This is a genomic window from Streptomyces muensis (assembly GCF_021474425.1).
Classification (GTDB): Bacteria; Actinomycetota; Actinomycetes; order Streptomycetales; family Streptomycetaceae; genus Streptomyces; species Streptomyces muensis.
Genome location: NZ_JAKEIP010000165.1, coordinates 1 through 18729, shown reverse-complemented (window position 1 = coordinate 18729; position 18729 = coordinate 1). Strand labels below are relative to the sequence as shown.

11 protein-coding genes and 2 pseudogenes are annotated in these 18729 nt (G+C 69.4%); 4 read left to right on the top strand and 9 right to left on the bottom strand.

Annotated features, from left to right (window positions below; all coding sequences use genetic code 11):
- The 3 genes and pseudogenes from L0P92_RS29940 to L0P92_RS29930 form a co-directional block, all read left to right on the top strand.
- Nucleotides 1–515, top strand: a pseudogene (locus tag L0P92_RS29940) (DEAD/DEAH box helicase); the annotation flags it as partial.
- A 66-nt stretch (nt 516–581) separates the two neighbouring features.
- Nucleotides 582–1463 carry an Fpg/Nei family DNA glycosylase gene (locus L0P92_RS29935; RefSeq protein WP_234766173.1) on the top strand — a complete coding sequence of 294 codons (882 nt, stop codon included), beginning with the start codon at nt 582–584 and terminating at the stop codon, nt 1461–1463.
- Between the two features lie 32 nt (nt 1464–1495).
- Entirely contained in the window at nt 1496–2260 is a 765-nt protein-coding gene (locus L0P92_RS29930; RefSeq protein WP_234766172.1) for an SDR family NAD(P)-dependent oxidoreductase, read from the top strand.
- On the opposite strand, the gene L0P92_RS29925 is transcribed toward L0P92_RS29930, so the two are convergent.
- The 9 genes from L0P92_RS29925 to L0P92_RS29885 form a co-directional block, all read right to left on the bottom strand.
- The gene (locus L0P92_RS29925) at nt 2208–2486 is read right to left on the bottom strand and encodes a hypothetical protein (RefSeq protein ID WP_234766171.1); all 279 of its coding nucleotides are present in this window, start codon (nt 2484–2486) and stop codon (nt 2208–2210) included. The genes L0P92_RS29930 and L0P92_RS29925 overlap by 53 nt on opposite strands.
- Nucleotides 2487–2810: 324 nt before the next feature.
- On the bottom strand, nt 2811–3191 hold the full coding sequence (locus L0P92_RS29920) for a helix-turn-helix domain-containing protein (RefSeq protein WP_030960654.1): 381 nt from the start codon (nt 3189–3191) through the stop codon (nt 2811–2813).
- A 109-nt stretch (nt 3192–3300) separates the two neighbouring features.
- Nucleotides 3301–3846: a CinA family protein gene (locus tag L0P92_RS29915; protein WP_234766170.1), complete on the bottom strand. Its 546-nt coding sequence runs from the start codon at nt 3844–3846 to the stop codon at nt 3301–3303.
- Nucleotides 3843–4607: a CDP-diacylglycerol--glycerol-3-phosphate 3-phosphatidyltransferase gene (pgsA, locus tag L0P92_RS29910; protein ID WP_234766169.1), complete on the bottom strand. Its 765-nt coding sequence runs from the start codon at nt 4605–4607 to the stop codon at nt 3843–3845. The genes L0P92_RS29915 and pgsA overlap by 4 nt, the downstream gene beginning before the upstream one ends.
- Complete coding sequence (gene rimO / locus L0P92_RS29905) at nt 4604–6085, bottom strand: 30S ribosomal protein S12 methylthiotransferase RimO (RefSeq protein WP_234766168.1); 1482 nt, start codon at nt 6083–6085, stop codon at nt 4604–4606. The genes pgsA and rimO overlap by 4 nt, the downstream gene beginning before the upstream one ends.
- Nucleotides 6086–6179: 94 nt before the next feature.
- On the bottom strand, nt 6180–7010 hold the full coding sequence (locus L0P92_RS29900) for a helix-turn-helix domain-containing protein (protein WP_234766167.1): 831 nt from the start codon (nt 7008–7010) through the stop codon (nt 6180–6182).
- A 281-nt stretch (nt 7011–7291) separates the two neighbouring features.
- Entirely contained in the window at nt 7292–10036 is a 2745-nt protein-coding gene (locus L0P92_RS29895; protein ID WP_234766166.1) for a DNA translocase FtsK, read from the bottom strand.
- 161 nt (nt 10037–10197) lie between these two features.
- Nucleotides 10198–10878, bottom strand: coding sequence for a response regulator (locus L0P92_RS29890; RefSeq protein ID WP_234766165.1), 681 nt, complete (start codon nt 10876–10878; stop codon nt 10198–10200).
- A 244-nt stretch (nt 10879–11122) separates the two neighbouring features.
- A complete protein-coding gene (locus L0P92_RS29885) occupies nt 11123–16597 on the bottom strand; it encodes a HAMP domain-containing protein (protein WP_234766164.1) in 5475 nt (1824 codons plus the stop codon).
- A 378-nt stretch (nt 16598–16975) separates the two neighbouring features.
- Here L0P92_RS29885 and L0P92_RS29880 point away from each other — a divergent pair.
- Nucleotides 16976–18655, top strand: a pseudogene (locus L0P92_RS29880) (GAF domain-containing protein); the annotation flags it as partial.
- Between the last annotated feature and the right edge of the window lie 74 nt (nt 18656–18729).

Sequence of the window (18729 nt, the reverse complement as noted above, 5' to 3'; positions counted from 1 at the left end):
CCCCCCGCCCGCCCCGCCCCCGCCCCCCCCCGCCCGCCCCCCCCCCCGCCCCGCCCCCCGCCCGCCCCCGCGGGCGGCGCCCCGCCCGCGCACGGAGACTAGCCGGCCCCCGCCCCACCGCCGACACCCGAGCCGTCGTCCTCGCCGCCGCCGACCCGGCGAACGCGTACGGCGCCGCCCTGACCTGGCCCGAACCCCCTACCGGCGCCGGACACAAGCCGGGCCGCAAGGCGGGCTCCCTCGTGGTCCTCGTCGACGGCGAACTGACCCTCTACATGGAACGCGGCGGCAAGACCCTGCTGGCCTGGCCCTCCACCCCCGACACCGAACCCACCGACGACCCCCGTCTGCACACCGCGGCGCAGGCCCTCGCGGCGGCGGCCCGCGCCGGCTCCCTCGGCACGGTCACAGTGGAACGCGTGAACGGCGCCTCCGCGCTCACGTCCCCCATAGGCACCCTCCTGGAAGGAGCGGGCTTCATCGCGACCCCCCGAGGCCTGCGCCTACGCGCCTGACCCGACGTCCGGGGCCAGCCCCGCCTGCCCCCGCACACGCGTCCACACCCATGCCACCCTTGACCCATGCCCGAAGGAGACACGGTCTGGCAAACCGCGAAACGGCTGCACACCGCCCTCGCGGGCAAGGTGCTGACCTTCAGCGACTTCCGGGTGCCGAAGTACGCCACCGTCAACCTCACCGGCCGTACCGTCCTGGACGTCACCCCGCGCGGCAAGCACCTCCTCACCCGCGTCGAAGGCGGCCTGACGGTCCACACCCACCTCGGCATGGAAGGCTCCTGGAAGGTCTACGCCGACCAGCAACGCTGGACGGGCGGCCCGGCCCACCAGATCCGGGTGATCCTCGCCGCCACCGACGCCCGACCGGCCCGCACGGCCGTCGGCTACCGCCTCCCCGTTCTCGACCTCCTGCGCACCACCGAGGAAGACCGCGCCGTCGGCCACCTGGGCCCGGACCTGCTGGGCCCGGACTGGTCCCCCGACCGCGCTCTCGCCAACCTGCTGGCGGACCCCGCCCGCCCCATCGGTGAGGCCCTGCTGGACCAGCGCAACCTCGCCGGCATCGGCAATGTCTACAAGAGCGAGCTCTGCTTCCTGCTCCGTGTCACCCCGTGGCTCCCCATCGGCGCACTCCCCGCCGAGCACACCGCCCAACTGCCCGTACTCGCCAAGAAGCTGCTGGAAACCAACCGCGAGCGGCCCATCCGCAGTACGACGGGCCGCCACGGCCAGGACCTCTTCGTGTACGGCCGGGCGAGGCACCCCTGCCTGCGGTGCACCACCCCGATCCGCGTGGCGAACCAGGGCGACGGCTCCCGCGAGCGCCCCACCTACTGGTGCCCGAACTGTCAGGCGGGCCCGGCCCCGAGCCCCGCCACCTCGCACACTGCTCCCCGCTCCACCCGAGAACCCCGGCCCAGCCCTCCACGCCGTACGACTAATTGACGTCCCGTCAGAAACCCTCGTACCGTCCCTTCATGGCCGTCAAGGCGTACGACCTCACCGGACGCACCGCATTCGTCACCGGAGCCGCCAGCGGCATCGGCCGCGCCTCGGCCGTGCTGCTCGCCGAGGCAGGCGCGACCGTGCACTGCGCCGACCGTGACGCACAGGGCCTGCACGAGACGGCGACCCTGATCAAGGCGAGCGGCGGCACCGCCCGCACCCACCATCTCGACGTCACCGACCGCGAGCAGCTCCACCGGGCCGTCGCCTCCTGCGAGCGACTCGACGTGATGGCCGCGGTCGCCGGGATCATGCACAGCAGCACGGTCCTGGAGACCCGCGACGAAGACCTCGACCGAGTACTGAGCGTCAACTTCAAGGGGGTGCTCTACGCCTGCCAGGAAGCCGCCCGCGCGATGCTCGCCCAGGGCCTCAAGGGCAGCATCGTCACCATGGCCTCGGGTGCCGTGGACACCGGCGGCCCCGGTCTACTCTGTTACGGCGCGGCCAAGGCGGCCGTCGTGCAGCTCACGAAGACGCTGGCGACGGAGCTGGGCCCGCACGGCATACGCGTCAACGCGGTCGCCCCGGGCTGGATACGCACCCCCATGACCGACCGTCACGACTCCGCGACACAGACGCGGACCGAGGCGTTCATGGCCCGGATGTCACCACTGGGCCGGGTCGGCGAACCGGAGGACATCGCGCACGCGGTGCTTCACCTGGCGTCCGACGCCTCGGCGTTCACCACGGGGCAGATCCTGCGTCCGAACGGCGGTGTGGCGATGCCGTGGTAGCCCGCCCCGCCTGCCAGGCCTGAGCCCACCGCCGCGAGTCGACGGCTCCCGCGGCCCGCGCCTTGGGCACACAGTGCACCGGCAACAGGCTCAGCCCCCACCCTCCCGCGGCGACGGCCGCCTCCAGCGCCCCCGCGCCGGGCGCCAGCGCGAGCCTCAGCACGGCCCACCACCACAGCGCCCCGAGCGCGAGAGTCACCCCCCAGCGCGCTATCGGCCGTGCCATCCGCTCACCTCCAGCCCGAGGCTAGGCCGGCCCGTTCACCCACCGGGAGGGCGCACCAGCGGCACACGGATGCAGCGCGGGCCAACGTCGTCACAGCGCGTCAGGCGCCGTCACCACCCTCCACCATGACCGCCGGGCCACGCACCGGCAAACGGACCGGGGACGCCGGTGGCAGTCCTGACGCGGACCGCACAGACGGACTCCAAGGGCCCCGTACAGCACGAAACCCCGACCGCACTCCCCCAGATCTCCCTGGAGAAGGCCCGGCCGGGGCCTCACACAACTCCTCAGCGCGTGGTCAGCCCACGCGCACCGTGGCCACCGTCAGGCGGCGACGACGTCCACCGCCTCGGAAGGCGCCTTGATGGTCACCCGTTCCGGTGGCACACCGGTCACCGACACGGAACCGAGCATCGGACGGACCGATGCCGGTACAGGCTCACTCGGGGTGGCCGCAGCAGACTGGGCCAGCTCGGCGAGGGCGAGCTCGTCGCTCACTTCCCGCATGAGCTCGGACATCCGTACGTCCAGCGCGTCGCAGATCGCGGAGAGCAGCTCGGAGGAAGCCTCCTTCTGCCCCCGCTCCACCTCGGAGAGATAGCCGAGTGAGACTCGGGCGGACGAGGAGACTTCGCGCAGAGTACGGCCCTGGCGCTGGCGCTGCCGACGCAGCACGTCACCCAGCAGGCGACGGAGCAGAATCATCGGTGGCTCCCTCCTCGGACCGCGTAGCCGCATCCTTCACGCCCCACCGTACCGCCTTGCGCCGCGGCCGTGCGGGGAGCGATGTCGTGTTCACTCAGGGCTGCAAACATCAAAACCCCCCGTTCCGTTCCGTATCCTGTGCCCGCTCATTCCCACTGTGTTCGCTCGCAAGCTCCGTCAGGAGCAGTGCGAGTACGCTCCGTACACTCTCCATACGAATTTCCGCACGGTCGCCGTTCAACCGCAGGGCCTCCACTTTTCCGCCACCGGCGGAACCGGAACCGCGGTCAACGGGTCCGGCCACGGCCACGAAGACGGTGCCCACGGGCTGTCCGTCCTGCTCCTCGGGACCCGCGACACCGGTCGTGGCGATGCCCCAGTCGGTGCCCAGAACCTTCCGTACGCCGGCCGCCATCTCCGCCGCGACCTGCGGATGTACCGCTCCGTGCTGCTCCAGCAAGGTGGCGTCCACGCCGAGCAGCTGCTGCTTCAGCTCGGTGGCGTAGGCGGTCACCGAACCCCGGAAGGCCTTGGAGGCACCCGGGGCCGCTGTGATTTCCGCCGCAACCAGTCCGCCGGTGAGCGACTCGGCGACCGCGACCGTCTCACCCTTCACGGTGAGTAGTCGCACCACGTCGGCGGCCGGGGAACTCACGCTTCCGTCTCCTCCAACGCGGCCTTGCGCTCGGCGATTCCCTGCCTGCGCAGCACAATGGCTTGTCTCACATAGTCGAGCCCGGTCACCACGGTCAGGACGACCGCCGCGGCCATCACCCACCACCGCAGAGTGGCCAGCCACCCCGTCAGCGCCAGGATGTACATCCCGACAGCCACGCCCTGCGTGAGGGTCTTGAGCTTGCCGCCCCGGCTCGCCGGGATCACGCCGTACCGGATGACGATGAAACGCAGCAGTGTGATGCCGAGTTCCCGGCCGAGGATGACGCCCGTCACCCACCACGGCAGATCACCGAGGGCCGACAGACAGATCAGCGCCGCCCCCATGATCGCCTTGTCGGCGATGGGATCGGCGATCTTCCCGAAGTCGGTGACGAGGTCGTAGGTCCGGGCCAGGTGGCCGTCGAACAGGTCGGTGATCATGGCGATGGCGAAGGCCGCCCAGGCCAGGGAGCGCCAGGCCGGGTCGTATCCGCCGTCGGCCAGCATCAGCGCGACGAACGCGGGCACCAGGACCAGCCGGAGCATGGTCAGGAGGTTGGCGATGTTCCAGACGCTGGCCTGGTTGACGGCAGCGGCCGCGATCTTCCCGCCGCGCGCGGCCTTGGCACCGCCCGCGACACCCGGTTCGGCGCCGCCCGTCTTCGATCCGGGGGCCTTGGACGAACCCACCGCGCTCGCCTTGCCCGCCGCACCCGCCGGGGAGGAGCCACCCGCGGCGGACGCCGGAACTCCGGTCATCTGGCCGCCTCCTCACTACACGCGAGCATGCCCTGAAGCGGCTCGGCCACCAGGTCGACACCCTCGGTACCGACCACCTTCGCCTCGACCATACGACCGATGCTCAGCCCCTCGCCGCTCGTGAGCAGCACCTGGCCGTCCGTCTCCGGCGCCTGGTGCGCTCCACGGCCGTACACGCCCTCCGCCGAGTCCTCGGAGTCCACGGACTCGACGAGCACGTGCACGGTCTCCCCGACACGCTCCTCGGCCCGCTGCGAGACCAGTTCCTCGGCCAGCCGGGACACATGCGCAAGTCGTTCGGCGACGACGTCCTCGTCGAGCTTGTTGTCGTACGTCGCGGCCTCCGTGCCGTCCTCGTCGGAGTACCCGAAGACACCGATGGCATCCAGGCGCGCGCCGTTCAGGAACCGCTCCAGCTCGGCGAGGTCGGCCTCGGTCTCGCCGGGGAAGCCCACGATGAAGTTGGAGCGCACGCCGGCCTGGGGGGCCTTGCCGCGGATCGTGTCCAGCAGCTCCAGGAAGCGGTCGGTGTCACCGAAGCGGCGCATCGCGCGCAGCACGTCGGGCGCGGAGTGCTGGAAGGACAGGTCGAAGTACGGGGCGATCTTCGGCGTGGAGGTCAGCACGTCGATCAGTCCGGGCCGCATCTCGGCCGGCTGGAGGTAGCTGACGCGGATCCGCTCGAGGCCGTCGACGTCGGCGAGCTCGGGCAGCAGCGACTCCAGCAGACGAATGTCACCCAGGTCCTTGCCGTAGGAGGTGTTGTTCTCGGAGACCAGCATGATCTCCTTGACGCCCTGCTCGGCGAGCCACCGCGTCTCGTTCAGCACGTCGCTGGGGCGGCGCGAGATGAAGGAGCCCCGGAAGGAGGGGATGGCGCAGAAGGAGCAGCGCCGGTCGCAGCCGGAGGCGAGCTTCACCGAGGCGACCGGGGCGCCGTCCAGGCGGCGGCGCAGCGGTGCGCGCGGTCCTGAGGCCGGAGCGAGCCCTTCCGGAAGATCCACGGGCGCGTGCCCGGGCAGTGCGACCTCGGCTGCCGACTCCTGTCGCTCGGCCGGGCTGATCGGCAGCAGCTTGCGGCGGTCGCGCGGGGTGTGGGAGGCGTGGATGCCGCCGTTCAGAATGGTCTGCAGGCGGTCCGAGATGTTCGCGTAGTCGTCGAAGCCGAGCACGCCGTCGGCCTCGGGAAGGGCCTCGGCGAGCTCCTTGCCGTACCGCTCGGCCATGCAGCCCACCGCCACGACGGCCTGGGTTCTTCCATGACCCTTGAGGTCGTTGGCCTCCAGGAGGGCGTCGACGGAGTCCTTCTTGGCGGCGTCGACGAAGCCACAGGTGTTGACGACGGCGACGTCCGCGTCCTCGGCGTCCTCCACGAGATCCCAGCCGTCCGCCTCCAAACGGCCTGCGAGCTCCTCCGAGTCCACCTCGTTGCGGGCGCAGCCAAGAGTGACGAGTGCGACGGTACGGCGTTCAGGCATGGGCTCAAGACTACTTTGTCTCACTGACAGCCCACGTCGACGGGGTTGGCCGATCTTGGCCAACCCCGTCCACAGCTCAACCCTTCGGCCTGACTTATCCGGCCTGCGGGTCGCCCTTGGTGTAGGTGAGGCGCTCGACGGCGCCCGGCCGCCAGTCGTCCTCGATCTTCTTGCCGTTGACGTACAGGTCGATCGCACCCGCGTCACCGAGGACGAGGTTGATCTTCTCGCTGTCCTGGAAGGTCTTGGTGTCGCCCTGCTTGAGGAGCCCGTCGAAGAGCAGCTTGCCGTTGTGGTCCTTGGCCGAGATCCAGCTTCTGCCGTCGGCGGCGCTGACCTGGACGGTCACCTTGTCCTGCGGGACGGCGGCGATGGCGCTGTCCGAGGGCTTGGGGTCCTTGGGCTTGTCGGTCTTCGGGGTGGGCGTGGTCTTGTCGGCGGTCGGCGTCGAGCCGCCTCCGGCGACCGCAGGCTTGCCGCCCTCGTCCTCGCCCTTGAACGCGGTGAACCCGACGAACCCGATCACGGCGACGATCGCGGCGACCATGGCCGCGGTCCAGTTGGGCCCGCGCCGCTCGGGACGGATCCGCTCCGCCTCGAACAGGGGGGCCGCCGGGGTCGGCGCCGGTCGTCCGCCGTGCGAGTCGTCGTACTGGGCGAGGAGCGGGCCAGGATCGAGGTGGACGGCTCGGGCCAGGGTCCGGATGTGGCCACGGGCGTACACGTCGCCACCGCAGGGGGCGAAGTTGTCGTCCTCGATGGCATGCACGATGGCGATGCGGACCCGGGTGGCATTACTGACGTCGTCGACGGTCAGCCCCGCGTCGATGCGCGCCTGCTGGAGGGCACGGCCGATCGAGGGGCGGGTTACGTCGGACACGTCTTCGAACGGACGCTCGTCTTCAGGGGAGTTGCCGATGGACACGGGGGCGCCTTTCGAGCGTTTAAGCCACCTGTGCTGGAGGTTCAGTCTAGGGGGGGTACGAAAGGGTGGGGCAACCGGGCGGTAGGACTTTGTACGCCATCGGAATGGCCGGACACGCCGATGACGGAGTACGAGATTCTCGCGCTTCCCTCAACTTCACGTACGTCGAAGGGGAACGGTTGCTCAATGATCCCTTACGGGTGAGTCACGATCGGACATCGACCCGTCGCCCACCCGTCCGCAAGGCGATCACCGCGTCACGTTCGCGCCCCGGACTCCCTTTAAGCCTCCCCGCGGATCACGGCGAGCACTCCGTCCAGCTCGTCAGGTTTCACAAGAACGTCACGAGCCTTGGAGCCCTCGCTCGGTCCGACGATGTTCCGGGACTCCATGAGGTCCATCAGCCGCCCGGCCTTGGCGAACCCGACCCGCAGCTTGCGCTGGAGCATGGACGTCGACCCGAACTGCGTGGAGACCACCAGCTCGGCCGCCTGGCACAGCAGATCGAGATCGTCGCCGATCTCCTCGTCGATCTCCTTCTTCTGCTTGGTGCCCACGGTGACGTCGTCCCGGAAGACGGGCGCCATCTGGTCCTTGCAGTGCTGGACGACGGCCGCGACCTCCTCCTCGGTCACGAACGCGCCCTGCATACGCGTGGGCTTGTTCGCACCCATCGGCAGGAACAGCCCGTCGCCCTTGCCGATCAGCTTCTCGGCGCCGGGCTGGTCGAGGATGACCCGTGAGTCGGCGAGCGACGACGTGGCGAACGCGAGCCTTGAGGGGACGTTCGCCTTGATCAGACCGGTGACGACGTCGACCGACGGCCGCTGTGTGGCGAGCACCAGGTGGATGCCGGCCGCGCGCGCGAGCTGCGTGATGCGCACGATCGCGTCCTCGACGTCACGCGGCGCGACCATCATCAGGTCGGCGAGCTCGTCGACGATCACCAGCAGATACGGGTACGGCTGAAGCTCGCGCTCACTGCCCTCCGGCGCCTTCACCTTGCCGTTGCGCACGGCCTCGTTGAAGTCGTCGATGTGCCGGTATCCGTACGCGGCCAGGTCGTCGTAACGAAGATCCATCTCCCGTACGACCCACTGGAGCGCCTCGGCGGCCCGCTTGGGGTTGGTGATGATCGGCGTGATCAGGTGCGGAATGCCCTCGTACGCGGTGAGCTCGACGCGCTTGGGGTCGACGAGGACCATGCGGACGTCCTCCGGGGTCGCCCGCATCATCACCGAAGTGATCAAGCAGTTAATGCACGACGACTTACCGGAACCGGTCGCACCGGCAACCAGCACATGCGGCATCTTCGCGATGTTCGCCATCACATAGCCGCCCTCGACGTCCTTGCCGAGCGCGACCAGCATCGGGTGGTCGTCCTCGGCGGCGGCCGCGAGGCGCAGCACGTCACCTAGGTTGACCATCTCCCGGTCGGTGTTGGGGATCTCGATGCCGACCGCGGACTTGCCGGGGATCGGGCTGATGATCCGCACATCGGGACTGGCGACGGCGTACGCGATGTTCTTCGTCAGCGCGGTGATCCGCTCGACCTTCACGGCGGGCCCGAGCTCCACCTCGTAGCGCGTGACCGTCGGCCCGCGCGTGAAGCCGGTGACGCGGGCGTCGACCTTGAACTCGGAGAAGACGGTGGTGAGGGACTCGACGATGGCGTCGTTCGCGGCGCTGCGCGACTTGCCCGGACCGCCGCGCTCCAGGAGGTCGAGCGACGGGAGCGAGTAGGTGATGTCGCCGGACAGCTGGAGCTGTTCGGCGCGCGGAGGCAGGTCGCGGACCTCGTCGGGCGCGGCCTTGGTGAGGTCGGGTACCCCGGCCTTGGTCAGGTCCGGGACCTCGCTCTTGGGGAGCTTCTCCTGCTTGGGCCGCGCGGCCGGGACCGGTGTCGGCACCGGCGTGGTCTCCGCACGGTCGCCCACGCTGACGCCCTGGGTGAGGTCGGCGACGATCGGCGAGGGCGGCATCCCGTGCAGGACGGCTCCGTCGAGCGCGGCGGCGGCGGCCGCGGCGACGTCCACAGCGTCCATGGGACGGTTCATCTCGGGCTGGGGCACCGCGGAGCGCCTCGGGCGGCCGCGACGCCGCGAGAGGGCCTCCTGCTCGGCGCTGTCGGGGTCGTACGCCTCGGGGGCCGGGCGGCGCTTGCGGCCGCGCGCCGCGGGCAGCGCCTCCCGCCACTGGTCGTCGTAGCGCTGGTCGTCCTCGGTGACCTCGTCGTCGTCCTCGTCCGGGTCGGGCAGGATGCCGAGCTTGACGCCGAGTAGCCGCAGCCGCTGCGGGATGGCGTTGACCGGCGTGGCCGTGACGACCAGCAGCCCGAAGATCGTGAGCAGCACCAGCAGCGGTACGGCGAGGACCTCGCCCATGGTGTACGTCAGCGGAGTCGCCGCGCCCCAGCCGATGAGGCCGCCCGCGTCCCTTATGGCCTGCATGCCGTCGCTGCGGGCGGGCGAGCCGACGGCGATGTGGACCTGACCGAGCACGCCGATGACGAGCGCGGACAGACCGATGACGATACGGCCGTTGGCCTCGGGCTTCTCGGGGTGCCGGATGAACCGTACGCCGATGAGCGCGAGCAGTATCGGCACGAGCAGGTCGAGCCGGCCGAAGGCGCCGGTCACGATGATCTCGACGAGGTCACCGACGGGCCCGCGCAGGTTGGACCAGGTGCCGGCGGCGACGATCAGCGCGAGCCCGAGGAGCAACAGCGCGATGCCGTCCTTGCGATGGGCGGGGTCGAGGTTCTTCGCGCCCTGCCCTATGCCGCGGAACACCGCGCCGACCGCGTGCGCCAGCCCGAGCCAGACGGCGCGCACGAGCCGGTAGATGCCCCCGGTGGGGTTGGGTGCCGGCTTGGGCGCGGGCGCGGCTTTCTTCGCCGCGGCCTTCTTGGCCGGCGCCTTCTTCGCGGGGGCTTTCTTGGCAGCGGCCTTCTTCGCCGGGGCCTTCGCGGAAGCGGCCGCCTTCTTCGCGGGCGGCTTCTTGGCTGCGGAGGGACGTGAGGCCATGGGTGTGAGGTTACCGGTGGAGACGACAGCGGACACGTGTGCCCACTGCTTCACCCGTTCGTGTCGCCCTTACGGAGGCGGCTAACTGACGCCGGTTCACGGGCCGATCGCCCTCCGGACGGCCCCGAGACGGGCGCGCGTCAACACGCGCCCGGGCGGTGTCAGTTCTGCGAGGGGACCGAGGACGTGCTCCCGGTGCCCGGCTCCAGCGCGTCCAGCGCCCGCCGCAATCCCGTGAGTTTGCGTTCGAGATGGGCCGCCGTGGCCACCGCGGCCGCGTCCGCCGACTCGTCGTCGAGCTGCTTGGAGAGCGCCTCGGCCTGCTCCTCGACGGCGGCGAGCCGCGCCGACAGCTCGGCCAGCAGCCCCGCCGGCTCCTTCGAGTCACCGCCGGAGGCCTTGCCGCCGCCCTCCAACTGGAGCCGCAGCAGCGCCGCCTGCTCACGCAGCTGGCAGTTCTTCATGTACAGCTCGACGAACACCGAGACCTTCGCCCGCAGCACCCACGGGTCGAACGGCTTGGAGATGTAGTCCACCGCGCCCGCCGCGTAGCCACGGAAGGTGTGATGCGGGCCGTGGTTGATCGCGGTGAGGAAGATGATCGGGATGTCCCGGGTCCGTTCCCGCCGCTTGATGTGCGCCGCGGTTTCGAAACCGTCCATTCCCGGCATCTGGACGTCCAGCAGAATGACCGCGAAGTCGTCCGTCAGAAGTGCCTTGAGCGCTTCCTCCCCGGACGATGCCCGCACCAGGGTCTGATCGAGCGCAGAGAGGATCGCCTCCAGCGCCAGCAGATTCTCCGGCCGGTCATCGACCAGGAGGATCTTGGCCTTCTGCACCATGGCCCGCCCTCCTCGCCCCGGCAGTGCACCGGGCTCCGCCCCAGGGGACGACTCCCTTACGCCGCCCGCCCTCGTGCCGGTCATGGTAGCCGCACCCCGCCTGTCGCCACACCCTGTCACCGCGATGTCACTGTGCACGTAGCAGAAACGCGGCAGGAGACCAGAAGGTTCCCCGAATCCCGCACTTCTACACGGCTTCGAGCACACTGAGTCAGCAACTCCGCGTGAACACTGTCAGCTCCGGTCACTGCTCCCTCATCCACTGATCCATCACCGCCAGCAGATGATCAGGATCGACCGGCTTGGTCACATAATCAGATGCGCCCGACTCGATCGCCTTCTCCCGGTCGCCCTTCATCGCCTTGGCGGTCAGCGCGATGATCGGGAGTCCGGCGAACTGCGGCATCCTACGAATCGCCGTAGTCGTAGCATATCCATCCATCTCGGGCATCATGATGTCCATCAGGACAACCGCGACATCGTCGTGCTGCTCCAGGACCTCGATGCCCTCACGGCCGTTCTCCGCGTACAGCACGGACAGGCCGTGCTGCTCCAGGACACTGGTCAGCGCGAAGACGTTACGGATGTCGTCGTCGACGATCAGCACCTTCTCGCCGCCGAACCGGATGCCCCGGCGTGGCTGCGGCGCCGCGTTCTGCTCAGTGGCCGTCCACTGCTCCGGCTGCACCGGTCGCTGCTCGAGCTCACTCGCGGCCCGGCGACGGCGCCTGAAGAGCGCCGCGGCGCCGTTCTGCGTCTCCCGGTACGACCGCACCTCGGCCGGCGTCTCGACCTCCACGTCGGAGAGCTCGGCCAGCTCGGCCGCCGAGGCCACCAGGGCGCCCGCGTCGAGGGGCGGCAACTGCTGCTGGTAGCCGTGCGGAGGCAGTTCGCTCGGGTGCAGAGGCAAATACAGCGTGAACGTCGAGCCGCGCCCCGGTTCGCTCTGCGCGTGGATCTCCCCGCCGAGCAACTGGGCGATCTCCCGGGAGATCGACAGCCCCAGACCCGTACCGCCGTACTTGCGGCTGGTCGTGCCGTCCGCCTGCTTGAACGCCTCGAAGATCACCCGCATCTTGCTGGCCGCGATCCCGATGCCGGTGTCGGTCACGGAGAACGCGATCAGCGGCGCGTCCGCCTCGGTCAGCGAACCGGCCTCCAGCAGCTGCTCCCGGATCTTCTGCGGCACATCCATCCCGGCGGGCCGGATGACCAGCTCCACCGACCCGGAGTCGGTGAACTTCACCGCGTTCGACAGCAGGTTGCGCAGCACCTGCAGCAGCCGCTGCTCATCGGTGTGCAGCGTGGCCGGCAGCTCCGGGGAGACCCGTACGGACAGGTCCAGGCCCTTCTCCGCGGTCAGCGGCCGGAAGGTGGCCTCCACGTAGTCCACGAGCTGGACGAGCGCGATACGCGTCGGGGAGACGTCCATCTTGCCCGCCTCGACCTTCGACAGGTCGAGGATGTCGTTGATCAGCTGGAGCAGGTCCGAGCCCGCGCCGTGGATGGTCTCGGCGAACTCGACCTGCTTCGGCGAGAGGTTGCCCTCGGCGTTGTCGGCGAGCAGCTTGGCCAGGATCAGCAGCGAGTTGAGCGGCGTACGCAGCTCGTGCGACATGTTGGCGAGGAACTCGCTCTTGTAGCGCATGGAGACCGCCAGTTGCTCGGCGCGCTCCTCCAGGACCTGCCGCGCCTCCTCGATCTCGGTGTTCTTCACCTCGATGTCGCGGTTCTGCTGGGCCAGCAGCTCGGCCTTCTCCTCCAGTTCGGCGTTGGACGCCTGAAGGGCCTTCTGCCGGTTCTCCAACTCGGCCGACCGCTCCCGCAGTTGCTCGGTCAGCTCCTGCGACTGCTTCAGCAGCACCTCGGTCTTGGTGTTGACCGAGATGGTGTTGACGCTGGTCGCGATCATCTCGGCGATCTGGTTCAGGAAGTCCTTCTGGATCTGCGTGAACGGCGTGAAGGAGGCCAGCTCGATCACACCGAGCACCTTGCCCTCGAACAGCACCGGAAGGACGATCACCTGTGCGGGCGGGGCCTCGCCGAGCCCGGAGGAGATCTTCAGATAGCCGCTGGGCGCGTTCTCCACGAGGATCGTGCGCTTCTCCTCCGCCGCCGTCCCGATGAGCGCCTCACCCGGCCGGAAGGACGTCGGCATGGAACCCATCGAGTAGCCGTACGACCCGAGCATCCGCAGCTCGTACTGGTCGTCGCTCTCGGCGGCCAGTTCCTTGCCGTCCAGGAGCGGCATCGCCACGAAGAACGCGCCGTGCTGCGCGGTCACCACCGGCGTCAGCTCGCTCATGATCAGCGAGGCCACGTCCTCCAGGTCGCGGCGACCCTGCATCAGCGCGGAGATCCGGGCGAGGTTGCCCTTGAGCCAGTCCTGCTCCTTGTTGGCGATCGTGGTGTCGCGCAGGTTGGCGATCATCTTGTTGATGTAGTCCTGCAGCTCCTGGATCTCGCCGGACGCGTCGACGTCGATCTTCAGGTTCAGGTCGCCTCGGGTCACCGCGGTCGCCACGCGCGCGATGGCTCGCACCTGCCGGGTAAGGTTTCCTGCCATTTCGTTCACGGACTCGGTGAGGTCGCGCCAGGTGCCGTCGACGTCACGCACGCGTGCCTGGCCGCCGAGCTGCCCCTCGGTGCCCACCTCGCGGGCGACTCGGGTGACCTCCTCCGCGAACGACGAGAGCTGGTCGACCATGGTGTTGATCGTCGTCTTGAGTTCGAGGATCTCGCCACGGGCGTCGATGTCGATCTTCTTGGTCAGGTCACCCTTGGCGATGGCGGTCGTGACCATGGCGATGTTGCGCACCTGACCGGTCAGGTTGGACGCCATCTGGTTCACGGACTCGGTGAGGTCCTTCCATGTGCCGGCCACACCCGGCACATGCGCCTGACCCCCGAGGATCCCGTCCGTGCCCACCTCGCGGGCCACCTTGGTGACCTGGTCGGCGAACGAACTCAGCGTCTTCACCATGGTGTTGAACGTGTCGGCGAGCTGTGCGACCTCACCGCGCGCCTCGATCGTCACCGTCCGCGTCAGGTCACCGTTGGCGACGGCCGCCGCGACCTGGGAGATGTTCCGCACCTGCATGGTCAGGTTCTTGGCCATCAGGTTGACGTTGCCGCTGAGGTCCTTCCAGATGCCCGTCACGCCGGGCACGTGGGCCTGGCCGCCCAGAATGCCCTCGGTGCCCACCTCACGGGCCACCCGGGTCACCTGCTCGGCGAAGCTGGACAGCTGGTCGACCATCGTGTTGACGGTCGTCACGAGTTCGAGGATCTCGCCCTTGGCGTCGACGGTGATCTTCTTCGACAGGTCACCCTTGGCGACCGCGGTCGTGACTTCGGCGATCTGACGCACCTGGATGGTCAGGTTGTTCGCCATGAAGTTCACGGACTGGGTGAGGTCCTTCCAGGTACCGGAGACGCCCTGCACCTCGGCCTGTCCACCGAGCTGGCCCTCCGTACCCACCTCACGGGCGACCCTGGTGACCTCCTCCGCGAACGACGACAGCTGGTCCACCATCGTGTTCAGCGTGTTCTTCAGCTCCAGGATCTCGCCGCGCGCGTCCACGGTGATCTTCTGCGACAGGTCACCTCGCGCCACCGCGGTGGCGACCTGCGCGATGTTGCGCACCTGGGCCGTAAGGTTTCCTGCCATTCCGTTCACGGAGTCGGTCAGGTCCCGCCACACACCGGCGACGCCGGGTACCTGCGCCTGACCGCCGAGACGGCCCTCGGTGCCCACCTCGCGCGCGACGCGGGTCACCTGGTCGGCGAAGCCGGAGAGCTGGTCGACCATCGTGTTGATGGTGTTCTTCAGCTCCAGGATCTCGCCACGCGCGTCCACGTCGATCTTCTGCGACAGGTCACCCTGAGCCACCGCGGTGGTCACCTGCGCGATGTTGCGCACCTGCGCGGTCAGGTTTCCTGCCATTCCGTTGACGGAGTCGGTGAGCTCCTTCCACGTACCGGCCACCCCGGGTACGACCGCCTGACCGCCCAGCCGGCCCTCGGTACCCACGTCCCGGGCCATGCGCGTGACCTGGTCGGCGAAGGACGACAGCTGGTCCACCATGGTGTTCACGGTGTTCTTCAGCTGGAGCATCTCGCCGGAGACGTCCACGGTGACCTTCTGCGACAAGTCACCATTGGCCACAGCCGTGGTCACCTGGGCGATGTTCCTCACCTGTCCGGTGAGGTTGCGGAAAGCCGTGTTGACGGAGTCCGTCAGGTCCTTCCACGTCCCCGCCGCGCCCGGCACCTGGGCCTGACCACCCAGCTCGCCCTCGACACCCACCTCACGCGCGACCCGCGTCACCTCGGAACCGAACGACGACAGCTGGTCCACCATCGTGTTCACGGTGTTCTTCAGCTCCAGCATCTCGCCGGAGACATCCACGGTGACCTTCTGCGACAGGTCACCGTTGGCCACGGCCGTGGTGACGGCGGCGATGTCCCTCACCTGTCCGGTGAGATTCCTGAACGCCGTGTTGACGGAGTCCGTCAGGTCCTTCCACGTCCCCGCCGCGCCCGGCACGTTCGCCTGGCCACCCAGCCGCCCCTCGGCGCCGACCTCGTTGGCCACACGAGTGACCTCGTCCGCGAAGATCCGCAGCGTCTCGGTCATCTGGTTGATCGTGTCCGCGAGCTGGGCGACCTCGCCGCGCGCCGACACCGTCACCTTCTGCGACAGGTCACCGTTGGCGACCGCCGTCGTCACCTGGGCGATTCCTCGCACCTGCGCGGTCAGGTTGCCGGCCATGAGGTTCACCGAATCGGTGAGGTCCTTCCACGTACCGGCCACACCCGGCACCTGCGCCTGACCACCCAGCTCGCCCTCGGTACCGACCTCGCGCGCGACCCGCGTCACCTCGGACGAGAAGGACGACAGCTGGTCCACCATCGTGTTGACGGTGTTCTTCAGCTCCAGCATCTCGCCGGCCACGTGCACCGTGACCTTCCGCGACAGGTCACCCTTGGCGACCGCCGTGGTCACCAGCGCGATGTCCCGCACCTGGGCCGTCAGCCGGTACGCCATCGTGTTGACGGAGTCCGTGAGGTCCTTCCACGAACCCGACATCCCACGCACGCGTGCCTGCCCGCCGAGCTTGCCCTCGGTGCCCACCTCGCTGGCCACGCGCGTGACCTCGTCGGTGAACGTCGACAGCTGATCGACAAGGTTGTTTACAGTCCGCCCGACCTTGAGGAACTCCCCCCGCAGCGGATGCCCGGTCCCGTCCGGCGCCTGCGTCCGCAGCTCCATGCGCGGCGACAGATCACCCTCGGCCACCGCGGACAGCACCCGGCCGACCTCGGAGACGGGCCGTACGAGGTCGTCGACGAGGGCGTTGGAGTTGTCGATCGCGGTCGCCCAGGAGCCCTCACAGGCGCCCGTCTCCAGCCGTTCCGTGAGCTTGCCCTCACGTCCCACCATGCGCCGTACCCGCGACAACTCACCCGTGAGGTGGAGATTGCGGTCTGCCACCTCGTTGAAAACGGCGGCGATCTCCGACATCACGCCGTCCCCGGACACCGTGAGCCGCTTCCGGAAGTTCCCGTCCCGCATCGACACCAAGGCCGCCAGCAGCCGGTTCAGGGCAGCCGTGTCCACCGCGGTGGTACCGCCTCGCGTCTTGCGTTCGTTCCTCAGGGACTGTCCGCCTTTCGCGCGCGTCTTAGTGCCCCGCGTCGCTGCGCCAGACTCCACTGTGTCCCTCCCGCAGGGGTCGACCGTTACTGCTGTGCTCGGGTGCTACCGCTCGGCGTACCCGTTACCGCTGGGTATTCCTGCCGGATATACCAGGCCGCTCCACGTGCTGCTGCCCGCGGTACGCGAATGTCACCCAGCCTGCCCGGACCTTCACAAGAAGCTTGCCCAGTGTTTCACCCTGGCTGAACCCGGCCATAACAGTTCGGCAGCTTCGCACATCGTCCGCACACCCTCCGGACGGAAACACTGCAGACCGGCATCCGCATGGACGGCGAAGGTAAGTAACCTTGCATGCGGCTGTCCAGCCGCGCCGGTCCCGTCCGGCCTGGGCGGTGACAGGAGGAGCACGAGCGGGCATCGGAGGGACAGCCGGACATGACCACCGGACTGATCCCGGGGGGACAACCCCCGGACCGGCCGACGGGCACGCAGATGCCCCAGCAGCGGCGCGAGCCGGTCGGCCTCGGAGCCCTGCACGTCGACAACCGGCCGAGGAGTTCTGTGATCACCGCGCGCGCGGCAGCCAGCTTCGATCCCGTCGGGCGATCGGTCGCGAGCGCCCGCTCCTTCGTTCGCGACACCCTCCAGGGGTGGGGTTTCGCCGACATCGTGGACGACGCCGTCGTCCTCACCAGCGAGCTGGTGACCAACGCCGTCGTCCACGCGGGAACTTCCGCGGACGTTCTGTGTCTGCGCAGTGACGACGGGGTACGGATCGAGGTGGCCGACCGGTATCCGGAGCGTGAGATCCCCCTCCAGGGCCATCCCGTCAACATGGGCAGCCCCGACCGCGAGGGCGGCCGCGGCCTCCAGCTGTGCGCGGCCCTCGCCGGACGCTGGGGCGTCGAGTACACGCCCACCCACAAGCAGGTCTGGTTCCAACTGGATCTGCCCGAACGCCCTGTGGGCACACGCGCCGCAGGCCCCTCCCTGCCCTCCGACCTCCTCCCGCTCGCCGACGGCCGCGTCCGCGTGGCAGTGGTCCAGATCGACCGTACGGGCGCCATCTCGTCCTGGAACGAGGACGCCGAGGATCTCTTCGGCTATGCCGCCGAGCAGGTCACCGGGAAGCCCCTGACCGACCTCGCGGCCTGGCCGCACACACCGGGCACCAGCACCGGCATCGCCGAGGCCCTCCAACTCTCCCGCTGGGAAGGCAGCTACGGCATAAGGGGCGCCAACGGCCGCGTCACACCCGTCTACGCCTCCCACCTCCGCGTCCGGGACACGGGCGGCGAGCCCTCCACGGTCTGCCTCCTGGTCCGCGACCACGAACGCGCGGTCCTGCAGACGCCGTTGCGCATCCCGGCCTCCGACACCTCCTCCGACGCCCAGAGCACCGACCCGTTCGAGGTGTTCATCGGCTCTCCGGCCCCGGACGACCTCGACGGCCTCCTCCAGCGCACGGTCGAACGCGCCCGCGACATGCTCGACGGCGACTCCGCGTTCCTGCTCCTGGCGACCGACGACGAGACGGAGCTGGAGGTCCGCGCCTCCACCGGCCTGCCCTCGGCCCGCCAGCGCTTCGCGCGCGTGCCCGTCGAAGCGGGCCCCGGCCGCTACGGCTCGGCCCGCATGCCCGCCGTCCACGAGGACCTCACCATGGTCCCCGGCGCCGTCCCCCTGCTGAGGGGCACCGGCATGCGTTCGGTCGTCACGGTCCCCCTCAAGGTCGAGGGCCGCCTCACCGGCTCCCTCGGCGTCGCCGCCGAGGCCCCCGCCAGATACTCCAACGAGGAGGCCCTGCGCCTCCAGTTCGCCGCCGACCGCATCGCGCTCGCCGTGGAGTCCGCCCGCCTCGGCGAACTCGAACGCCTCCGTCGTGGCTCCCTCAGCTTCCTCGTAGAGGCCTCCGACCTCCTCGCCGGCACCCTGGACCGCGACCAGACCCTGGCCCTGATGGCCCAGATGACGGTCCCGACCCTGGCCACCTGGTGCGCGGTCTACACGATCGCCGACCAGGCCTCGGAGCCGTACCTGTCGTACGTCCTGCACGAGGACGAGGAACTCATCGACGGCATTAAGTCCCTGCTGTCGAAGATCGCCCCACCGGACCGCCGCTGAGGTCGGCGTGGCTCTGCTCTCGCTGCGCGGTGAAGCGCGCTGGGAGCAGGTGCACGCGCTGGCCC

What these genes read in the sequence shown, in the direction of transcription:
- L0P92_RS29935 (WP_234766173.1), top strand. Translation starts at nt 582, where the DNA reads ATGCCCGAAGGAGACACGGTCTGGCAAACCGCGAAACGGCTGCACACC.
- L0P92_RS29930 (WP_234766172.1), top strand. Translation starts at nt 1,496, where the DNA reads ATGGCCGTCAAGGCGTACGACCTCACCGGACGCACCGCATTCGTCACC.
- L0P92_RS29925 (WP_234766171.1), bottom strand. Translation starts at nt 2,486, where the DNA reads ATGGCACGGCCGATAGCGCGCTGGGGGGTGACTCTCGCGCTCGGGGCG.
- L0P92_RS29920 (WP_030960654.1), bottom strand. Translation starts at nt 3,191, where the DNA reads ATGATTCTGCTCCGTCGCCTGCTGGGTGACGTGCTGCGTCGGCAGCGC.
- pgsA (WP_234766169.1), bottom strand. Translation starts at nt 4,607, where the DNA reads ATGACCGGAGTTCCGGCGTCCGCCGCGGGTGGCTCCTCCCCGGCGGGT.
- rimO (WP_234766168.1), bottom strand. Translation starts at nt 6,085, where the DNA reads ATGCCTGAACGCCGTACCGTCGCACTCGTCACTCTTGGCTGCGCCCGC.
- L0P92_RS29895 (WP_234766166.1), bottom strand. Translation starts at nt 10,036, where the DNA reads ATGGCCTCACGTCCCTCCGCAGCCAAGAAGCCGCCCGCGAAGAAGGCG.
- L0P92_RS29890 (WP_234766165.1), bottom strand. Translation starts at nt 10,878, where the DNA reads ATGGTGCAGAAGGCCAAGATCCTCCTGGTCGATGACCGGCCGGAGAAT.